Here is a 14,847-nt window from a genome sequence, read left to right as displayed (position 1 = left end):
TTGGGGCTGCTCTACGCAGACCCCGCACTATAGACCCGGAGCGTGACCAGCCGCGATTACGGCCATGTCCCGACTTGCGCAGGTCCGGGCGCGACGCCTGCCGGACTGATTGGCGGAGGCGCGACGCAGGCGGGTGGGCTGGCTATCTCACCGAGTCGGGACACGCACCGGCTGGACGCCGGAGCATGTCCCGGATCCGCGCGAAACTCCGGCTCGAAATGCCGCATCGCCATCTCGGCTCCGATCGGGCAAACAAGCCGTTCCTGCCCGCAGCATTTGGCCCGCCCATGCCCCCGATCAAGATCAGCTATTATTCCGACCTCCTCTGCGTCTGGGCCTGGCTTGGCCAGAGGCGGCTGGATCAGCTGGTCGCCGATTTTGGCGACCGGATCGAGATCGAGACGCATTTCTGTTCCGTCTTTGCCGATGCCTGGGGCAAAATCGAGGGCGGCAAGGGGTTTGACGGCTTCAATGCGCATCTGCGCGACGTGGCCGCGCCATTCCCCCATGTCGAGCTGCACCCGCGGGTCTGGCTCGATGCGCGGCCGCGCTCTTCGGCCAGTGCGCATCTCTTCATCAAGGCCATCGAGCTGATCGAGGCCGAGGATGGTGCGGCGCTGGCCTGGGCGGATCGTGCGTCAACGAAAGCCGCCTGGGCGCTGCGCTGCGCCTTCTTCGAGCACGGGCGCGACATTTCCAGCTATGAGATCCAGTGCGAGTTTGCTGATGAATTCGGTGTCGCGCGCAGCCGCATCGAGGAAAAGCTGTGCTCCTCCGAAGCGATCACAGCCCTGCTGCGTGACTACCACATCTGCAGCGAGCACGGCATCAAGGGCAGTCCGACCTTTGTCATGAATGAGGGCCGCCAGCGCCTGTTCGGCAATGTCGGCTACAAGTTGATCGAGGCCAATGTGCAAGAATTGCTGCGCAATCGGCCGGTCGACCAGGCCAGCTGGTGCTGAGGGGGAACTGCAAGGCCGTCACCAGCTCCGCCCCGGACTGAGGTCCGGCGTACCTGGTCGATCAGGGAAGAAGACGGTGTTTGATCTGACGGGCCTCGAAAACCTGCAGCCGGAACCTGACGTGGAGATTTTCGTGCGGGCGCAGGCGACCCATTCCCCTTATCCGTCAAGGCATGCTAGACGGGTTTCATGAGCCAGACAGACAATCCTTTCGAAGCTGATTTCTCGGGTGAAGCCATCCTGGAATTCGGCGATGCCGATTTTATCATCCTCAAGCCCGGGGCTTTCGTGCGCTGCGCCGTGACCGGTGATCCGATCACGCTGACGGATTTGCGCTATTGGAGCGTCGATGATCAGGAGGCCTATCGCGACAGCATTATCGCGACGCGGCGCTGGGCCGAACTGAATGGCGAGCGCGGCCAATGATCGCGCTCATCGCCGCCCTCGCCCTGCAGAGCGCTACGGCGCCGCTTGATCCGATCGCTGAAATGATCGCGTCACAATCACCCGACGCCCGGGAAGCGGTGGCTGACGCCGCACCGGCCGTCCGCGCACCAATCCAGGGCTGCGCCGGCGAGTTCGCCGAGGGTGGGCTGTTGATCTGTCAGGTCGGCCCGGGCAGCCAGGTGACGCTTGGTGATGTCAGCGCGCAGGCCGATGCCTCCGGCTGGGCCGTCATTGGCATTCCGCGTGATGCACCGCGCGAGCTGCGATTCACGGTCGCCAGCGCCGCCGGTGAGATTGATCGCATGCAGCCCATCACCCAGCGTGAATTTGCCATTCAGCGTATTGAAGGCGTGCCGCAATCAACCGTAACACCGGATGCCTCCACCCTGCCGCGGCGCCAGCGTGAATATGCGCAAAAACAGGCCGCCTTCGCGACGAATTGGGACGGGGCCGGTTTCATCGAGGGCTTCATTCGTCCGGCCGAGGGCATCACCACCGGTGTTTATGGCTCGCAGCGCATCTATAACGGTACGCCGGGCAATCCGCATTGGGGCCTGGACTGGGCCAATGATCCGGGCACGCCGATCGTGGCGCCGGCCGCCGGCCGCGTCATCCTCGCCGAGCCGGACATGTATTATGAAGGCGGTCTGATCTTCCTCGATCACGGCCAGGGCCTGGTCAGCTGTTTCCTGCACATGAGCGCGGTGCATGTCGCCGCCGGCGACATCGTCGAGCAGGGGCAATTGATCGGCGAGATCGGCGCGGGTGGCCGTGCCACCGGTCCGCATCTCGACTGGCGGGTGAAATTCCAGAACAGCTTCTATGTCGACCCGGCGCTCTTGCTCGAGCTCGATCTGGCGCAGCTGAACGCCGTCGAATAACGCGGCGATCAGGCCTGTTGCCGGTAGACATCCTTGGCCCAGCGGCGATGCACCCAGAACCATTGTTCCGGTGCGCGGCGAATCTCGGACTCGACCCATTGATTGATGCGCGTCACGGTCTCGATGATGGCGGCGGGCTTGTCGGGATTGGTCGAGATCTCGATCGGGTCATGGATCTCGATCCGGAAGCGCGCGCCCTCGAGCCGGCGTACCGAGAGCGGCACCAGCGGGCAATTGAACCGCATGGCCAGCTTGGTCGGGCCGGGCGCGGTCATTGAAGGATGCCCAAAGAAGGGCGCCTCGACGCCGTCATTCATTTTCTGGTCGTTCATCAGCGCCACGGTCTGGCCACGCTTCAGCGTCTGCAGCAATTCCTTGGCACCTTCGCCGCCCTTGGCGGTCATCAACTTGATGCCGTAATCGGCGCGGGCGGCGAGAATACGCTCATCAATCAGCGGATTATTGGCCGGCCGGTAAGTGATATAGCAGGGCAGGCCTGTCTTGGAGATCGCGGTCCCGGAAATCTCCCAATTGGCGCTGTGCGTCGAGATAATGACCAGGGGCTGATTGGCATCGCGGGCCGCCTCGAGCTTCTCGCGGCCGATGAATTCGACACGCTCCTCGAAGAAGGCATCGTCCTCGAACAGGTGCATATGCGGCATCTCGCCGGCGAGGCGGCCGAAATTATCCCACATGCCGCGCAATAGCCGGTCAATCTCCGGCTCGGCAGCCTCCGGGAAACAGCGCTGCATATTGATGCGGGCGATCTTGTGGGTCGAGGTCAGGGGCCCGAGGCGCTGCAACAGCTCGCCGCCGGCGTCCGATGCGCGGTCGAGCCCCTTGGCGCGATACCAGGCGTTATAGCCATCCCAGGCGAGCGCCTGGAGCTGCCAGCCGGCGCGGGTCAGGAGGGAGGCATTGCGTTGCGCTTCAATCATCGAACGGATTTAGCGGCCCGGCGCGCTGGCGTCCATCATGTCCCGCAACAGACCATCCAGTGCCGCCGGATTGGCAAACTCGGCACGGACCGGCCAGGCGGTGACTTCGGCCTGCACAGCGGCGGGCAATCGTACCCAGTCCTTCTCGGTCGTGATCAGGGCTGATTTATGGGCTTTGGCCAGGCGCTGCAGGCGTTTGAGGTCACCCTTTGAATAGGGGTGATGGTCGGCAAACTGGCCGGTCTCGGACAGGTCGGCACCGGCTGCATTGAGGGCATCGAAGAATTTCTGTGGCCGGCCAATCCCGGCGAAAGCGACCAGGGATCCGCGCGGCGGTCGCTGGGTCGGGGCCAGCCAGGCATGCAGGACAGGAATTTCCAGATCGGCGAGGCCAAGGCCGCGATAATCGGGCAGTGTGTCAGCATTGCGGGTCATCACGATCACCGCATCGGCGCGGGCCAGACCGACAGTGACCGGCTCGCGCAGCGGTCCGGCCGGAAATACCTTATTGGCACCCCAGCCGGTCTCGCCATCAATCACGACGAAGGAGAGTTGTTTGCGCAGGGTCGGGTTTTGATGCCCGTCATCGAGCACCAGAACCTCGGCTGTCTCCGCGACAGCGGCACGCGCACCCGCTGGCCGGTCATGGCTGATCCAGGCGGGCGCAACGCGGGCCAGCAGAAGGGGTTCATCGCCGACTTCGCGGGCCGTATGCGCCGCCGGGTCGACCCGGACCGGCCCCTTCAGCGTGCCGCCATAACCCCGCGACAGCGCATGGGCGCGATAGCCCATATCGCTCAGGCGGGTCAGTATCGTCTGGGCGACCGGCGTCTTGCCGGTGCCGCCCAGGGTGAGATTGCCGATACAGACCACCGGAATGCCGGGATCGAGCGGCTCGGCTTTGCGGATCCGCCGCGCTGTCGCCCAGCCATAGATCCAGCTCAGCGGCGTCAGCAGGGCGCGCACGACACGGCCTGAACTGCGCCCGCCATCGGTGCGCCAGAAGACCGGCTCTCTCATGGTGCGATCTCCGCGCCCTTGCCGTGTTCCAGCAGTGTTTCCAGAGCCGCCAGACTGGTCGCCATGGCGCCGCCCGAGGCCTCGATGATCGCTGCTTTCGCTGCCTTGAGAGACGGCCCGCGATGCGACCAGACCTGTTCCAGTGCCGCCGCAATCGTGGCGGCACTGCTCACCGTGATCACGGCCTTGTGCTGACGATAGACAGCATAGAGATCATCGAAGCTGGCGGTGTGCTCCCCGCTCAACACGACGGCCCCGGCCTGGCTGGCCTCGATCGGGTTATGGCCACCAATATCGGGCAGGAGGCTGCCGGCGATCAGGGCAAGCCGGGCCGCGCCATACCAGAGTGGCATTTCGCCCAGCGTGTCGGCCAGCCAGATCTGCTGGTCGGCGGACGGCAACTCGCCGGCTGAACGGCGTGCGAAACGAAAGCCTTGCTTGTCGATCAGCCGCGCCACGTCTTCGCCGCGCTCCGGATGGCGTGGCGCGAGGATCAGCAGGGCGTCGGGATGCGCCTTCAGTGTCAGCGCATGGGCGTAGAGAATGATTGCTTCCTCGCCCGGATGGGTCGAGGCCGCGAGCCAGACAGGCCGGTCGCCGATCTGTTTGCGGATCTGCGACAGCGCTTGCGGGTCCGGTGCTTCGGCGCGCGCTTCCAGTTTGAGATTTCCCGCCAGGGTGACGGCCTGGCCGGTCAGGTTCTCCAGCCCGTCGCGGGTGCGGCTGTCGGCGGCGCCGATCCAGTCGAAACAGCCCAGCAGGCAACGCGCCGAATCCGGCCGCTTGTGCCAATTGGCCAGCGAGCGGTCATTCATGCGGGCATTGACCAGCGCCATCGGGATGCCGCGCTGCGCCGTCTCGATCACCAGATTGGGCCAGAGTTCGGATTCGGCAAAGACGGCGAGGTCCGGCTTCCAGTAGTCCAGGAAACCCGTGACGGCCGAGAGAGTGTCAATGGGAAGATATTGGTGGCGCGCCACCGGCGGCAGCCGTTTGGCCATCAGCCGGGCCGAGGTCATGGTTCCGGTGGTGACCAGAAAGCGCAATTCAGGGTGAGTGGCGGCGAACTCGGTGACAAGGCTGGCCAGGACCAGGCTCTCGCCGACGCTGGCCCCGTGCAGCCAGACCAGGCGGCCCGGCGGGCGCGGGAAGGTGGGGCGGCCCAGGCGTTCATTGCGACGTTCGCGGTCTTCCTTGCCGGCCCGGGCTCGCTGGATCAGCAGCGGCACAGCCAGCGGCGCAGCGCACCGCATCAGCAGGCGATAGGCCGTGAGCGCCGGAGGCAGGTTCACGGCGTGGCCTCCCTCGCCCCGGCGAGGGCCCCCGTGCCCGGCCGCACCTCGCTGTCCGGCTCGACAATCTCGCCGCCGACGGCCTCATCGGCTTCGCGGGTCATCTCATTGAGCCGCGTCTCCAGCAGAAGGCGGGCGGCTTCCATTTCTTCAGCCGTCGCCGTTTTGGCGACATGGATCGGATCACCCCAGATGATGACGCCGCGGGTGAAGAAATGCGGCAGGCAATGCTTGTCCCAGGCCTTGTGCAATACGGTCTTGCGCCGGGTCGACCAGGTGACGGGAACGATTGGAACGCCGGTGTCGCGCGCCATTCGGATCGCCCCATAGCCGGCCCGCATTCTCGGTCCACGAGGCCCGTCGGGCGTCACGGCACCGCTGCCGCCCTGGCTGAGATGGTTGACCATGGCGCGATAGGCGGCTTCCCCGCCCTTGCTGGCTTCCGGTTTCCTGGCATTGCGCGAGGACCCCCGCACCAGGCCGACCTTGTACCAGCGCGCAAAGCGCGAACCGATATCGCCCTCTCGCGAGCGCGATGCCAGTGCGACCATCCGGTCGTAATGCTGGTTCCAGGCCTGCAGTGCCATCAGGACACGGCCATGCCAGACACAGCCGAGAATCGGCAGGTTTTCGTCCCACACCCGCTGGACGTATTCGCCATTGCGCACTTCCCAGCGAATCGAGCGGCGCACCGACTCCACATAGAGCAGTGCGAGGAAGGCCGCGATTTCCTGGCCCCAGGGCTTTGACAGCAAGCGTTTCAACATCGTGTTCCCTTGCTCGCCCTCACCGGCTTAAAGGTCAAGCACGGCGCGCGGTTGCCTCACTGGCCCGGGCATCCTAAATCCCGTCGCAGCAAGAAAGAAACCGCATGGCCTATGATCTTACCGATCCGAAGGATCGCAAACGCGCCTGGAGTGACTATCTGTGGAAGGATCATGGCGTATTGCGCCTGCGCTTTCACAATATGCACGAGGTTGGCGGGGGGCTCTGGCGGGCCAACCAGCCTTCGCCGGACCGTATCGAATGGCTGGCGGCGGAAGGCTTCAAGACGATCCTGAACATTCGCGGTACCCAGCCGGGGGTCTGCTATTATGATTTCGAGCGCGAAGCGTGTGAACGGCACGGCTTGGCCATGCACGACATGCCCTTCGGATCACGCGAAGCGCCCTATGTCGATCGAATCCAGCGCGCGGTGAAGATTTTCGAATCAATCGAGTATCCGGCCCTGGTGCACTGCAAGTCCGGCGCGGACCGGGCGGGACTGATCTCGGTCTTGTTCGCGCTGACGCATCTCAACCTGCCCTATGAGCAGGCGATCGAGCATTTGTCTCTGAAATACCTCCACGTCAAAGCCGGAAAGACCGGCGTTCTCGACTATTTCTTCGAGACCTATCGCGCCTATAATGAGGCTCATCCGATTGATTTCATGGAATGGGTCGAGACGGTCTATGACCGTGACGCGGTCCAGGCCGGCTTCATGTCGAGCTGGTGGGGCAACCTGCTCACAGAGCGTCTGCTGCGCCGGGAATAGTCGGGGCCTGATTCTTTATGCAGGCCCGATTCATCAGATATGACGACTCTTTCCCCAACTTTGCTGCAAGTTAATACCCGTTAACCACGTTGAACTTCCGTCCGCACGGACAGGTCACGTTGGGTCGGGAGCTTGAAAATGCATGACAGGGTGATTGCCGCGCAAAGGACGGATCAGCTGCTGGACGGGCTAAACTCCCGTCTATCGCGCGAATCCGGCCAGGCATTCCTGTCAGCCTTCGTCAGCCTGGTCGCCGATTTTTTCGACGCGGACAGCGTCTATCTCGGGCGAATCGATCCTGGACACCGGCAGATGCGGACGCTGCACGTTGCCTCCCAGGGCGGGGTTGGCCGCAATTTCAGCTATCCGGTCGAGGGCACGCCCTGCGCCCGGGTAATCCAGTCGGGAGCACTGGTTTTTGAGGACCGCGTCGCCCAGGAGTTTCCGCATGATTACATGCTTGAGGAGATGGGAATTCGCGGCTTTGCCGGAACGCCACTCTATCACGGCGCCCAGTCGATCGGTGTCATCGCGGTCTTTTTCAAGCGTCCGATTGACGATGCCGATAGCCTGCTCAAGGTCATGCACCACTACCGGCGCCGGCTGACGGCCGAGATTCTGGCCATCGAAACCGGCGAACGGGCCAGTCTGGCGATCCGGGGCATGTCGGACGGGATTGTCGACTGGTGCCTCGAGACTGACCAGGTCTATACCTCGGCGCGGTGCCGCGAATTGCTCGGCGACAAGCCGCGCGAATCGACAACGCCAGCCGATACGCTCCGCGCCTTGTTGCACCGCGAGGATCGCCCCCGGGTCGAGTCGGCGCTGCAGGCCCATTTTCGCGCCGGCCGCCCGTTCGACATGTCCGTCCGGTTCAAGGTGGCCGGTGGCGCTCATCGCTGGTTCCGGCTGCGCGGCGAAGCGGTGCGCACTCCGGACGGTGAACCGACCCGGCTGGTCGGGGCGCTGACCGATGTCCATGATCTGCTCGAGGCCCGGCAACAAGCGACCGAATCCAGCCGCGCCAAATCGAAATTCCTTGCGACGATGAGCCATGAAATCCGCACGCCCATGAATGGCGTGCTCGGCATGTCGAGCCTGTTGATGAACACGGATTTGCAGGAATCGCAGCGCGAAATGGTCGAACTCATCCAGAAGTCCGGCCATGCCCTGCTCGATATTCTCAACGATATCCTTGATCTGGCGCACATCGAATCCGGTCGCTTTGAGGTCGAGGCCACCAGTTATTGCCCGGCCGACCTGGTTCGCAGTGTGCTCGGGCCCTACCGTATGAAAGCGCTGGAAAAGGGGCTGGCCCTGCATGTCGAAATCGACCCGTGTGCCGAGGGCGAAGCCAGTGGTGATCCGGCCCGGATCCGGCAGATACTTTCCAACCTGCTCTCCAATGCCGTCAAATTCACCGAACGGGGCGAAATCCGGGTGCGTTGCCGGGCCAGTCAACACGAGGACGGACGCCATGTTGTCAAATTCGACATCAGCGATACCGGTATCGGCATGGACCAGGCGCTGATCGGACGGGTCTTCATGCCCTTCACCCAGGGCGAGTCGGCGATGTCCCGGAAGAGCGGCGGAACCGGACTCGGTCTGGCGATTTCCAAGAAACTGGCTGAACTTATGGATGGCGATATTGAAGTCGAGAGCGCGCCCGGTGCGGGCTCGGTCTTCTCGGTGCGCCTTCCCATGGCGGATTTGCAGCCCAGCGTGCTGGCTGCCAGCGCTGGTGCCTAGCCCTGGCCGGCGTCCTCGCCGAATTGCAGCCGGCAGAGTTTGGCATACAGGCCATCTTGCGCGATGAGTGTGTCGTGCCGGCCTTCTTCCTGTACGCGGCCATCCTGCATCACATAGATCCAGTCGGCATTGCGCACGGTCGAGAGGCGGTGGGCGATCACAAGCGTGGTCCGTCCCGCTGAGAGCCGCTCCAGTGCGGCCTGGACGCGTTGCTCAGACTCGGTATCAAGCGCGCTCGTGGCCTCGTCGAGCAGCAAGATCGGCGCGTCCTTCAAGATGGCGCGGGCAATCGACAGACGTTGGCGCTGACCGCCGGAGAAATTGCTGCCGCGCGGACCCACCGGGCTGTCATAGCCCTCAGGCAGCGCAATAATGAAATCATGGGCATCGGCGGCCTTGGCGGCGGCGATGATGGCGTCGCGATCGGCATCCAGCTGGCCAAACCCGATATTCGCCGCGACGCTGTCGTCGAACAGGGTCACATCCTGGCTGACCAGGGCGATCTGGCGTCGCAGGGAGGCCAGCGATACCGAGCGGATATCCGTGCCGTCAAGGTTCACCGAGCCGGTTTGCGGGTCATACAGACGCGGGATCAGGTTGAGAATGGTCGACTTGCCCGAGCCGGACGGTCCGACCAGCGCGATGGTCTTGCCGGCGTCGGCGTGCAGGCTGACCTCGCGCAGCGCCGTGGTGCCATCGGCATATTTGAAGCTGACACGATCAATATCGATCCGGCCCGACTTGACCGCAAGGGCCGGAGCTTCCAGCGCGGCGGCGACCTGATTGTCTTCATCAAGCAGATGGAAGACGCGATCGAGCACTGCGAAGCCTTCCTGAACGACGGCGCTCAATGTGCCAATGGCGCGGATCGCCGGTGACATCACGCCAATGCCGGTCAGAACGCCGAGAATATTGCCGACAGAAGTCTCTCCGCCGAGCAGGCGCCAGCCGGCAAACCCGACCAGTCCGGCGAAAGCAATGCCGCCGACGACTTCCAGGATCGGATCGACGCGGGCCTTGTTCTCGGTGATGCTGAAGAGGAATTTCAGGCGCTCGAAAAAGGATTTGTCGGCGCGCGCTGCTTCATAATCCTCGAGCCCGTAGGTCTTCACCATCCGGGTGCCGGAAAAGCTCTCCTCGAGCTGGCTCGTCACTTCGCCCATTTGCGACTGGGCCTGGGCCGAGGTCTTGCGCAGGCGCTGGCCGATCTTGATCACCGGCCAGGCCGCGAGGGGATAAACCACCAGCACCAGCAGGGTCAGCATCCAGTCGAGATACAGCATCCAGGCAATCGCCCAGATCACGGTCATCGTGTCGCGCAGGAGATTGTTCGACAGCCGCACCAGGGTTTCGCGCAGCAAGGTGATATCATTGGTGAAGCGCGACACCAGGCTGCCGACAGGCTCCGATTGCAGGCGCGCAAAATCGGCATGCACCAGCTTGGTGAACATGGCGTTCTGCAAATCCTGCATCACGGTCAGCGCGAGGCGATTGGTCTGCAGGGTCTGGAAATAGAGGCTGACACCGCGCACCGCGGCCAGGCTGATCGCGGCCAGTGGCGCGATCGGGAAAAAGCCCGGATCGCGTTGTTCCAGCAGGTTGAAGGTCCATCCGACCAGACCGGCATAACTCGCCGCCGCCGCCGCCGTGATCACCGAGAGCAGCATGGCCCCGATCCACAGGCCCGGGCGCTTGGAGACCCAGTCACGCCAGAGCCGGCGTCCGAGCGCGGCAGTGGATGGGTGGGGTTGGTCGGTCAAATACTGGGTCCGTCAGGTCTTGCGTTTGTCCGAATGCGGGTCGAGCAATTGATGGGCGTGGATGATGAAATAGCGCATGTGCGCATTGTCGACCGTGCGTTGCGCGGCATTCTTCCAGGCCGCCCGGGCGTCCTCATAACTCCCGTAGGCGCCGACGAAATCGACCGCGTCGAGGTCCTTGAACTCACAATTCTGCGGGTCGACGCAGACGAGTTCGCCGCCGATGACGAGGTGCAGGAGCTGCTGATTGATTTTGGTGCTATCCATATTTCCTATCCCGAAGAAAGTGGGGCCTGGGCCGGGTCTAGAGGCCACCAACCGAGAGTTTGTCGACCAGAAGGCTGGGCGAATTGACGGATCCGCGAAATTCCAGATCGCTGGCTGGAATTAAGCGCGCAAAGATGTCCATCAGATTACCGGCGACGGTGATTTCGCTGACCGGATGGTCGATCTGGCCCTTGGTGATCCGGTATCCCGAGACACCCACCGACCAGTCACCGGTATTGGAATTGAGCGAAGGTCCGAACATTTCCATCACCAGAACGCCGGACTCGATCGCGCCGATCATGGCCTCGCGGCTCTCGCTTCCGGCTTCCAGATGCAGATTGGTCGGGCCGGCACCGGGCGCGCCGCCCATGCTGCGCCGGGCATGACCGGTTGGCGCCAGCTTCAATTGCCGTGACGCCGCGCTGTTGAGCAGCCAGGTGGTCAGACGGCCATCCTCGATCAAATTGGAGCGGTGATTGACCGTGCCCTCGCCGTCAAAGGCGCAGGAGCTGTGGCCCCAGTCACGATGCGGATCATCGACGATATTGATGCCTGGCGCGAAGACCGGCTGACCGAGCTTGTCGCGCAGGAAGGAAATGCCGCGCGCCACGGCCGGGCCACTGATCGCGCCGCACAGGGCCGACAGGAAGGTCGTGGCGACACGGCGGTCGAAGACGACCGGCTGCACGCCGCTGTCAATTTTTTGCGGCCCGACACGCCGGGCTGTGCGCTCGCCGGCCTCAGTGCCGATATCGAGTGTGGTGCGCAGATCGCCCGGGCGCCGTGCAGCCGTGGCCGCATAGTCGCGCTCCATCGCGCCATTTCGCTCGGCGATGACGCTGGCGCCATAGCTGAACATGCTCTTGCGCCAACCCTGGTTGAAGCCGGTCGTGGTCGCATAGGCGGCTGCGCCCTGGCCGAAACTGGCGAAGGCCGCATCGGTCTTGGAGACGCCGTCAATGGCACGTGCGGCCTGCTCGACCTCGATGGAGCGTGCTTCCAGATCTTCCGGTGACCAATGGGCCGGGTCGAACATCGCGATTTCAGGCGGGTGGGTACAAAGCCGCTCGGCCTCGGCCAGCGCCGAGAACGGGTCTTCCGGCGACAATCGGGCCATCGCGACAGCGCGCTCGATCGTCAGGCTGCGGCCATGCTCGGACAGGTCGGAGAAGGCGACGCCGGCCTGTCGGGTGCCGACGAAGACGCGCACACCGGCGTCGAGAGACTCAGAGCGCTCGATATCCTCCAGGGCGCCATCGCGGACGGAGAGCTCGGTGGTGCGCGATTCGCTGACGCTCGCCTCGGCGGAATCGGCACCGGCACGCCGGGCACGAGCGATGAGGTCGGCCGCGATATCCTGCAGTTTTTGCGGGTCGGGGGCAGAATTGGTTTGGGTCATGTTGCGGCTATAGCTCCCGGCGGTGGTCCGCTGCAATGGCTCAACTGATTGCCTTGGCCAGCAGAAGCAGTGCGCTGGCCAGCAGGACGAGCCAGGTCAGCGCGGTTCCCGTGACACGTCCCATGCTGCGGCCAGGGTCGGTGAGCAGGCCATAGGCGTGCAGGCCGCGGCCCAGGGTCAGCGCGATCCCCAGGATGTGAAGGATGAGTGTGCCGGTGCCCAGCATGCCCAGTAGAACCAGGGCGATCAGCGCCGGCGGCAGGTTTTCCGCAGCATTGCCATGGGTGCGGCAGGCCTGTTCCAGGGATGCATCATTGCCAGTGCCAAGACTGATTTTTGCCCGGCGGCGATTGAGGCTGACATTCGCTGCGAGAAAGACAAGCAGCAGGATATTGAGGCCGGCATAAAGGGCAACGGCTTGCATGGCGGTCATGGCGAGACTCCGTGAAAATTCCTGCTGAAACCTAGAAGCTGCGACGGCGCCGCGAAAGCCTTATTCCGGCTCGGGGGGCTCCTGCGCGGCCTGACGGATCGCATCGGCGAGGATTTTCGGCTCCTGGGCGCCGGACACGGCGAAGCGGCCGTTGAAGATATAGGTCGGCACGCCGGTCACGCCGAGCTTGCGGAAGAAGGCTTCTTCCTCGCGCAGTGAGGTTTCATCCTGGTTCGAGCTGAGCAGTTCGGCCGTCAATTCGGCATCAAGGCCGGCGGCGCCGGCGATCTGGCTGAGGGTCTGGATATCGCCAATATCGCGGCTGTCGGCGAAGAAGGCCCGGAACAGGCCTTCGGCGGCGGCATCCTCGACACCCTGGCCGGCCGCCCAGCGCAGGACGCGGTGAGCATTGAGCGTATTGGGCCGCGTCGGGATGGCGTCAAACTTGAACTCAATCCCGGCTGCCGGTGCGGCCGCTTCGAGATAGGCGCGCATCTGGGCCCAGCGTTCGGTATTTTCGCCGGAGAATTTGGCTTTCATATACTCGCGATAGGGACGGCCACCGCGCGGCAGATCCGGGTCGAGCTGATAGGGGCGCCAGACGGTCTCGACCGGAATTTCCGGCACCAGCTTGCGGGCGGCATCCCAGTTGCGTTTGCCGAGCCAGCACCAGGGGCAAACGAGATCGGCAACAATATCTACGGAAACTTTATCGGTCATGGACCCCAGATAGGGTAATTCCCCGCCGATTGCGAGAGCCTGGCCCGCCAGGCCTGTATTTTCGCTGTGGCGATGCCGGTTCGTCATCCCCCGCCTGACGCAACACGCCAATGGAGACAGCCAGTCGCGGGGGATGACTCCCACCGGCCACCCGCCGACTGACGCGAGCTCAGGCGATAATGTCGAGCAGGGTTTTCGTCATGTCGTCAGCGACCTTCACCATGGCTGCGGACGCTTCGTGCGTGGCTTGTGCACGCTTGACCGCAATCACGGCTTGAATAATCCCCTCACCCTTGGCCGCGGCTTGGACGAGGCTTTCGGACGCCGCCCCGGCCTGGACCTGGGCGTTCAACATGCCGGAGACGGCGGTATCGAGGGCAATATTCATGATGCCAGGCTAGCAGAGGCCAGCCGGCTTCGCGCGGCACATTTGTGACCAGGGTTAGCCGGGCATTAACACGCCGCCATGGCCCGCCCGGCGCTGTTTTATACGGCCCCGGCCGGCGTGACGGGTGTGCGGGGGGATTGGAATCGAGCCAATTCCGGTTGCACGAATTCCGCCTTGTGTGGAATGTTGCGCGTCATCGGGGCCCCGTCGGGCGCTTCGATCGGGCCTTGCCGACCGGCCCGTTTTTCAAGGTTGGCTTATAATGAGGTTGAATTGATGTCCGCTCCTGTCCAAACCGCGCTCAAGGTCGAGTTCGAGCTGAGCGAGTCCGATCTGGACTTCTTCCGGGCCCGTCTTGCCAAGGCGCGCGATGCGCGCATCGCCGATGATGAAGCCGTCATCCTCGAGGGCGTGGCAGCCATGAGCAAGCAGGCGGCAGCGGCCAATCCTCCGGCCTTTGTCCGCGAGCGGCTCGAACAGCTCGGCCCGCTGGTCGCCATGCTGCGCGATGCCGATTGGCGCCTGGCCGGCGACGACCGCAAGCGCGTTCTCGATGCGCTGGCCTATTTCGCCGATCCTGATGACCTCATTCCCGATTCAACGCCGGGCATTGGCTATATCGATGATGCGATCATGATCGAACTGGTCGCGAATGCGCTGGCGCCTGAACTTGAGGCCTATGATGACTTTGTCGCTCACCGCGACGAGATCGCTTCGGGTGCTGCGGATCTGCCTTCACTCGACGATGCCCGTGCGGTGATGCAATCGCGCATGCGCCGCCGCCGCTCCCGGTCACGGGCTGGCGGGACCTGGTCGCATTCGACCAGCATCACCCACTACTTCTAGGTCGCTCAGACCGCGCGGATGGCGGGTTGGCGGGGTTTCAGGAACTCGCCAACGCTGCGCCCCGCCTGGCTGATGCGTTGTTCATTCGCGGCCAGGGCGAGGCGCACAAAGCCCTCGCCATGCTCGACAAAGCCGATGCCCAGCGAGACGGCGACGCCGGCTGGTTCCAGCAATTGCTTGTGGATATCCAGCGAACCCAAAGCCCCGCGCC

Annotated in this window: 16 protein-coding genes and 1 pseudogene; 6 read left to right on the top strand and 11 right to left on the bottom strand. The window is 63.8% G+C overall.

The genetic code is table 11. The features are described from left to right. The first annotated feature begins 185 nt into the window (after positions 1-185). From ACN0YJ_RS14210 to ACN0YJ_RS14200, 3 genes are all read left to right on the top strand, one after another. Entirely contained in the window at positions 186-962 is a 777-nt protein-coding gene (locus ACN0YJ_RS14210) for a DsbA family oxidoreductase (protein ID WP_417496586.1), read from the top strand. Positions 963-1,151: 189 nt separating this feature from the next. Next, complete coding sequence (locus ACN0YJ_RS14205) at positions 1,152-1,388, top strand: DUF2093 domain-containing protein (protein ID WP_417477639.1); 237 nt, start codon at positions 1,152-1,154, stop codon at positions 1,386-1,388. Further along, positions 1,385-2,290 carry a M23 family metallopeptidase gene (locus ACN0YJ_RS14200; protein ID WP_417496585.1) on the top strand — a complete coding sequence of 302 codons (906 nt, stop codon included), beginning with the start codon at positions 1,385-1,387 and terminating at the stop codon, positions 2,288-2,290. The genes ACN0YJ_RS14205 and ACN0YJ_RS14200 overlap by 4 nt, the downstream gene beginning before the upstream one ends. Positions 2,291-2,298: 8 nt before the next feature. On the opposite strand, the gene ACN0YJ_RS14195 is transcribed toward ACN0YJ_RS14200, so the two are convergent. Genes ACN0YJ_RS14195 through ACN0YJ_RS14180 form a run of 4 tightly spaced genes read right to left on the bottom strand, consistent with a single transcriptional unit; the run spans position 2,299 to position 6,307 of the window. Further along, positions 2,299-3,228: a lysophospholipid acyltransferase family protein gene (locus ACN0YJ_RS14195; protein ID WP_417477641.1), complete on the bottom strand. Its 930-nt coding sequence runs from the start codon at positions 3,226-3,228 to the stop codon at positions 2,299-2,301. Positions 3,229-3,237: 9 nt separating this feature from the next. After that, positions 3,238-4,248, bottom strand: coding sequence for a tetraacyldisaccharide 4'-kinase (gene lpxK, locus ACN0YJ_RS14190; protein WP_417496584.1), 1,011 nt, complete (start codon positions 4,246-4,248; stop codon positions 3,238-3,240). After that, positions 4,245-5,540, bottom strand: coding sequence for a 3-deoxy-D-manno-octulosonic acid transferase (locus ACN0YJ_RS14185; protein ID WP_417496583.1), 1,296 nt, complete (start codon positions 5,538-5,540; stop codon positions 4,245-4,247). Before ACN0YJ_RS14185 ends, lpxK begins: the two co-directional genes overlap by 4 nt. Continuing rightward, positions 5,537-6,307 (bottom strand): lysophospholipid acyltransferase family protein, encoded by a 771-nt coding sequence (locus ACN0YJ_RS14180; RefSeq protein ID WP_417477644.1) that lies wholly within the window; start codon positions 6,305-6,307, stop codon positions 5,537-5,539. The genes ACN0YJ_RS14185 and ACN0YJ_RS14180 overlap by 4 nt, the downstream gene beginning before the upstream one ends. Positions 6,308-6,411: 104 nt before the next feature. Here ACN0YJ_RS14180 and ACN0YJ_RS14175 point away from each other — a divergent pair, with 104 nt between their 5' ends. Further along, entirely contained in the window at positions 6,412-7,074 is a 663-nt protein-coding gene (locus tag ACN0YJ_RS14175) for a fused DSP-PTPase phosphatase/NAD kinase-like protein (RefSeq protein ID WP_417490097.1), read from the top strand. A gap of 138 nt (positions 7,075-7,212) precedes the next feature. Next, positions 7,213-8,823, top strand: coding sequence for an ATP-binding protein (locus ACN0YJ_RS14170; protein WP_417496582.1), 1,611 nt, complete (start codon positions 7,213-7,215; stop codon positions 8,821-8,823). Here the strand turns inward: ACN0YJ_RS14170 and ACN0YJ_RS14165 are convergent. The 6 genes from ACN0YJ_RS14165 to ACN0YJ_RS14140 all read right to left on the bottom strand — a co-directional run bounded on the left by ACN0YJ_RS14165 (position 8,820) and on the right by ACN0YJ_RS14140 (position 13,790). Further along, positions 8,820-10,583, bottom strand: a complete 1,764-nt coding sequence (locus tag ACN0YJ_RS14165; protein WP_417496581.1) for an ABC transporter ATP-binding protein — start codon at positions 10,581-10,583, stop codon at positions 8,820-8,822. The genes ACN0YJ_RS14170 and ACN0YJ_RS14165 overlap by 4 nt on opposite strands. Positions 10,584-10,595: 12 nt before the next feature. Beyond that, positions 10,596-10,850 carry a DUF4170 domain-containing protein gene (locus tag ACN0YJ_RS14160; RefSeq protein ID WP_091771941.1) on the bottom strand — a complete coding sequence of 85 codons (255 nt, stop codon included), beginning with the start codon at positions 10,848-10,850 and terminating at the stop codon, positions 10,596-10,598. Between the two features lie 37 nt (positions 10,851-10,887). Continuing rightward, complete coding sequence (locus tag ACN0YJ_RS14155) at positions 10,888-12,249, bottom strand: TldD/PmbA family protein (RefSeq protein ID WP_417496580.1); 1,362 nt, start codon at positions 12,247-12,249, stop codon at positions 10,888-10,890. A gap of 40 nt (positions 12,250-12,289) precedes the next feature. Beyond that, complete coding sequence (locus ACN0YJ_RS14150; protein WP_417496579.1) at positions 12,290-12,682, bottom strand: MAPEG family protein; 393 nt, start codon at positions 12,680-12,682, stop codon at positions 12,290-12,292. Positions 12,683-12,742: 60 nt separating this feature from the next. Beyond that, positions 12,743-13,402 carry a DsbA family oxidoreductase gene (locus ACN0YJ_RS14145; protein WP_417477650.1) on the bottom strand — a complete coding sequence of 220 codons (660 nt, stop codon included), beginning with the start codon at positions 13,400-13,402 and terminating at the stop codon, positions 12,743-12,745. Between the two features lie 169 nt (positions 13,403-13,571). Then, entirely contained in the window at positions 13,572-13,790 is a 219-nt protein-coding gene (locus tag ACN0YJ_RS14140; RefSeq protein ID WP_417496578.1) for a hypothetical protein, read from the bottom strand. A gap of 276 nt (positions 13,791-14,066) precedes the next feature. Between ACN0YJ_RS14140 and ACN0YJ_RS14135 the strand changes: the two genes are divergently transcribed. Continuing rightward, a complete protein-coding gene (locus ACN0YJ_RS14135; RefSeq protein WP_417477652.1) occupies positions 14,067-14,636 on the top strand; it encodes a YkvA family protein in 570 nt (189 codons plus the stop codon). A gap of 5 nt (positions 14,637-14,641) precedes the next feature. Here the strand turns inward: ACN0YJ_RS14135 and ACN0YJ_RS14130 are convergent. Then, positions 14,642-14,847 (bottom strand): annotated as a pseudogene (locus ACN0YJ_RS14130) (aminotransferase); the annotation flags it as partial.

It is taken from the genome of Maricaulis sp. (assembly GCF_048270095.1).
In the GTDB taxonomy this organism is placed as follows: Bacteria; Pseudomonadota; Alphaproteobacteria; order Caulobacterales; family Maricaulaceae; genus Maricaulis.
Note: the sequence above shows the minus strand (reverse complement) of the source record. Positions and strands in the feature narration are given on the sequence as shown.

Coding starts and splice junctions, on each gene's coding strand:
- ACN0YJ_RS14150 (WP_417496579.1), bottom strand. CDS start 12,682: ATGACCGCCATGCAAGCCGTTGCCCTTTATGCCGGCCTCAATATCCTG.
- ACN0YJ_RS14200 (WP_417496585.1), top strand. CDS start 1,385: ATGATCGCGCTCATCGCCGCCCTCGCCCTGCAGAGCGCTACGGCGCCG.
- ACN0YJ_RS14180 (WP_417477644.1), bottom strand. CDS start 6,307: ATGTTGAAACGCTTGCTGTCAAAGCCCTGGGGCCAGGAAATCGCGGCC.
- ACN0YJ_RS14160 (WP_091771941.1), bottom strand. CDS start 10,850: ATGGATAGCACCAAAATCAATCAGCAGCTCCTGCACCTCGTCATCGGC.
- ACN0YJ_RS14140 (WP_417496578.1), bottom strand. CDS start 13,790: ATGAATATTGCCCTCGATACCGCCGTCTCCGGCATGTTGAACGCCCAG.
- ACN0YJ_RS14135 (WP_417477652.1), top strand. CDS start 14,067: ATGTCCGCTCCTGTCCAAACCGCGCTCAAGGTCGAGTTCGAGCTGAGC.
- ACN0YJ_RS14195 (WP_417477641.1), bottom strand. CDS start 3,228: ATGATTGAAGCGCAACGCAATGCCTCCCTCCTGACCCGCGCCGGCTGG.
- ACN0YJ_RS14170 (WP_417496582.1), top strand. CDS start 7,213: ATGCATGACAGGGTGATTGCCGCGCAAAGGACGGATCAGCTGCTGGAC.
- ACN0YJ_RS14175 (WP_417490097.1), top strand. CDS start 6,412: ATGGCCTATGATCTTACCGATCCGAAGGATCGCAAACGCGCCTGGAGT.
- ACN0YJ_RS14145 (WP_417477650.1), bottom strand. CDS start 13,402: ATGACCGATAAAGTTTCCGTAGATATTGTTGCCGATCTCGTTTGCCCC.
- ACN0YJ_RS14210 (WP_417496586.1), top strand. CDS start 186: ATGTCCCGGATCCGCGCGAAACTCCGGCTCGAAATGCCGCATCGCCAT.
- lpxK (WP_417496584.1), bottom strand. CDS start 4,248: ATGAGAGAGCCGGTCTTCTGGCGCACCGATGGCGGGCGCAGTTCAGGC.
- ACN0YJ_RS14155 (WP_417496580.1), bottom strand. CDS start 12,249: ATGACCCAAACCAATTCTGCCCCCGACCCGCAAAAACTGCAGGATATC.
- ACN0YJ_RS14205 (WP_417477639.1), top strand. CDS start 1,152: ATGAGCCAGACAGACAATCCTTTCGAAGCTGATTTCTCGGGTGAAGCC.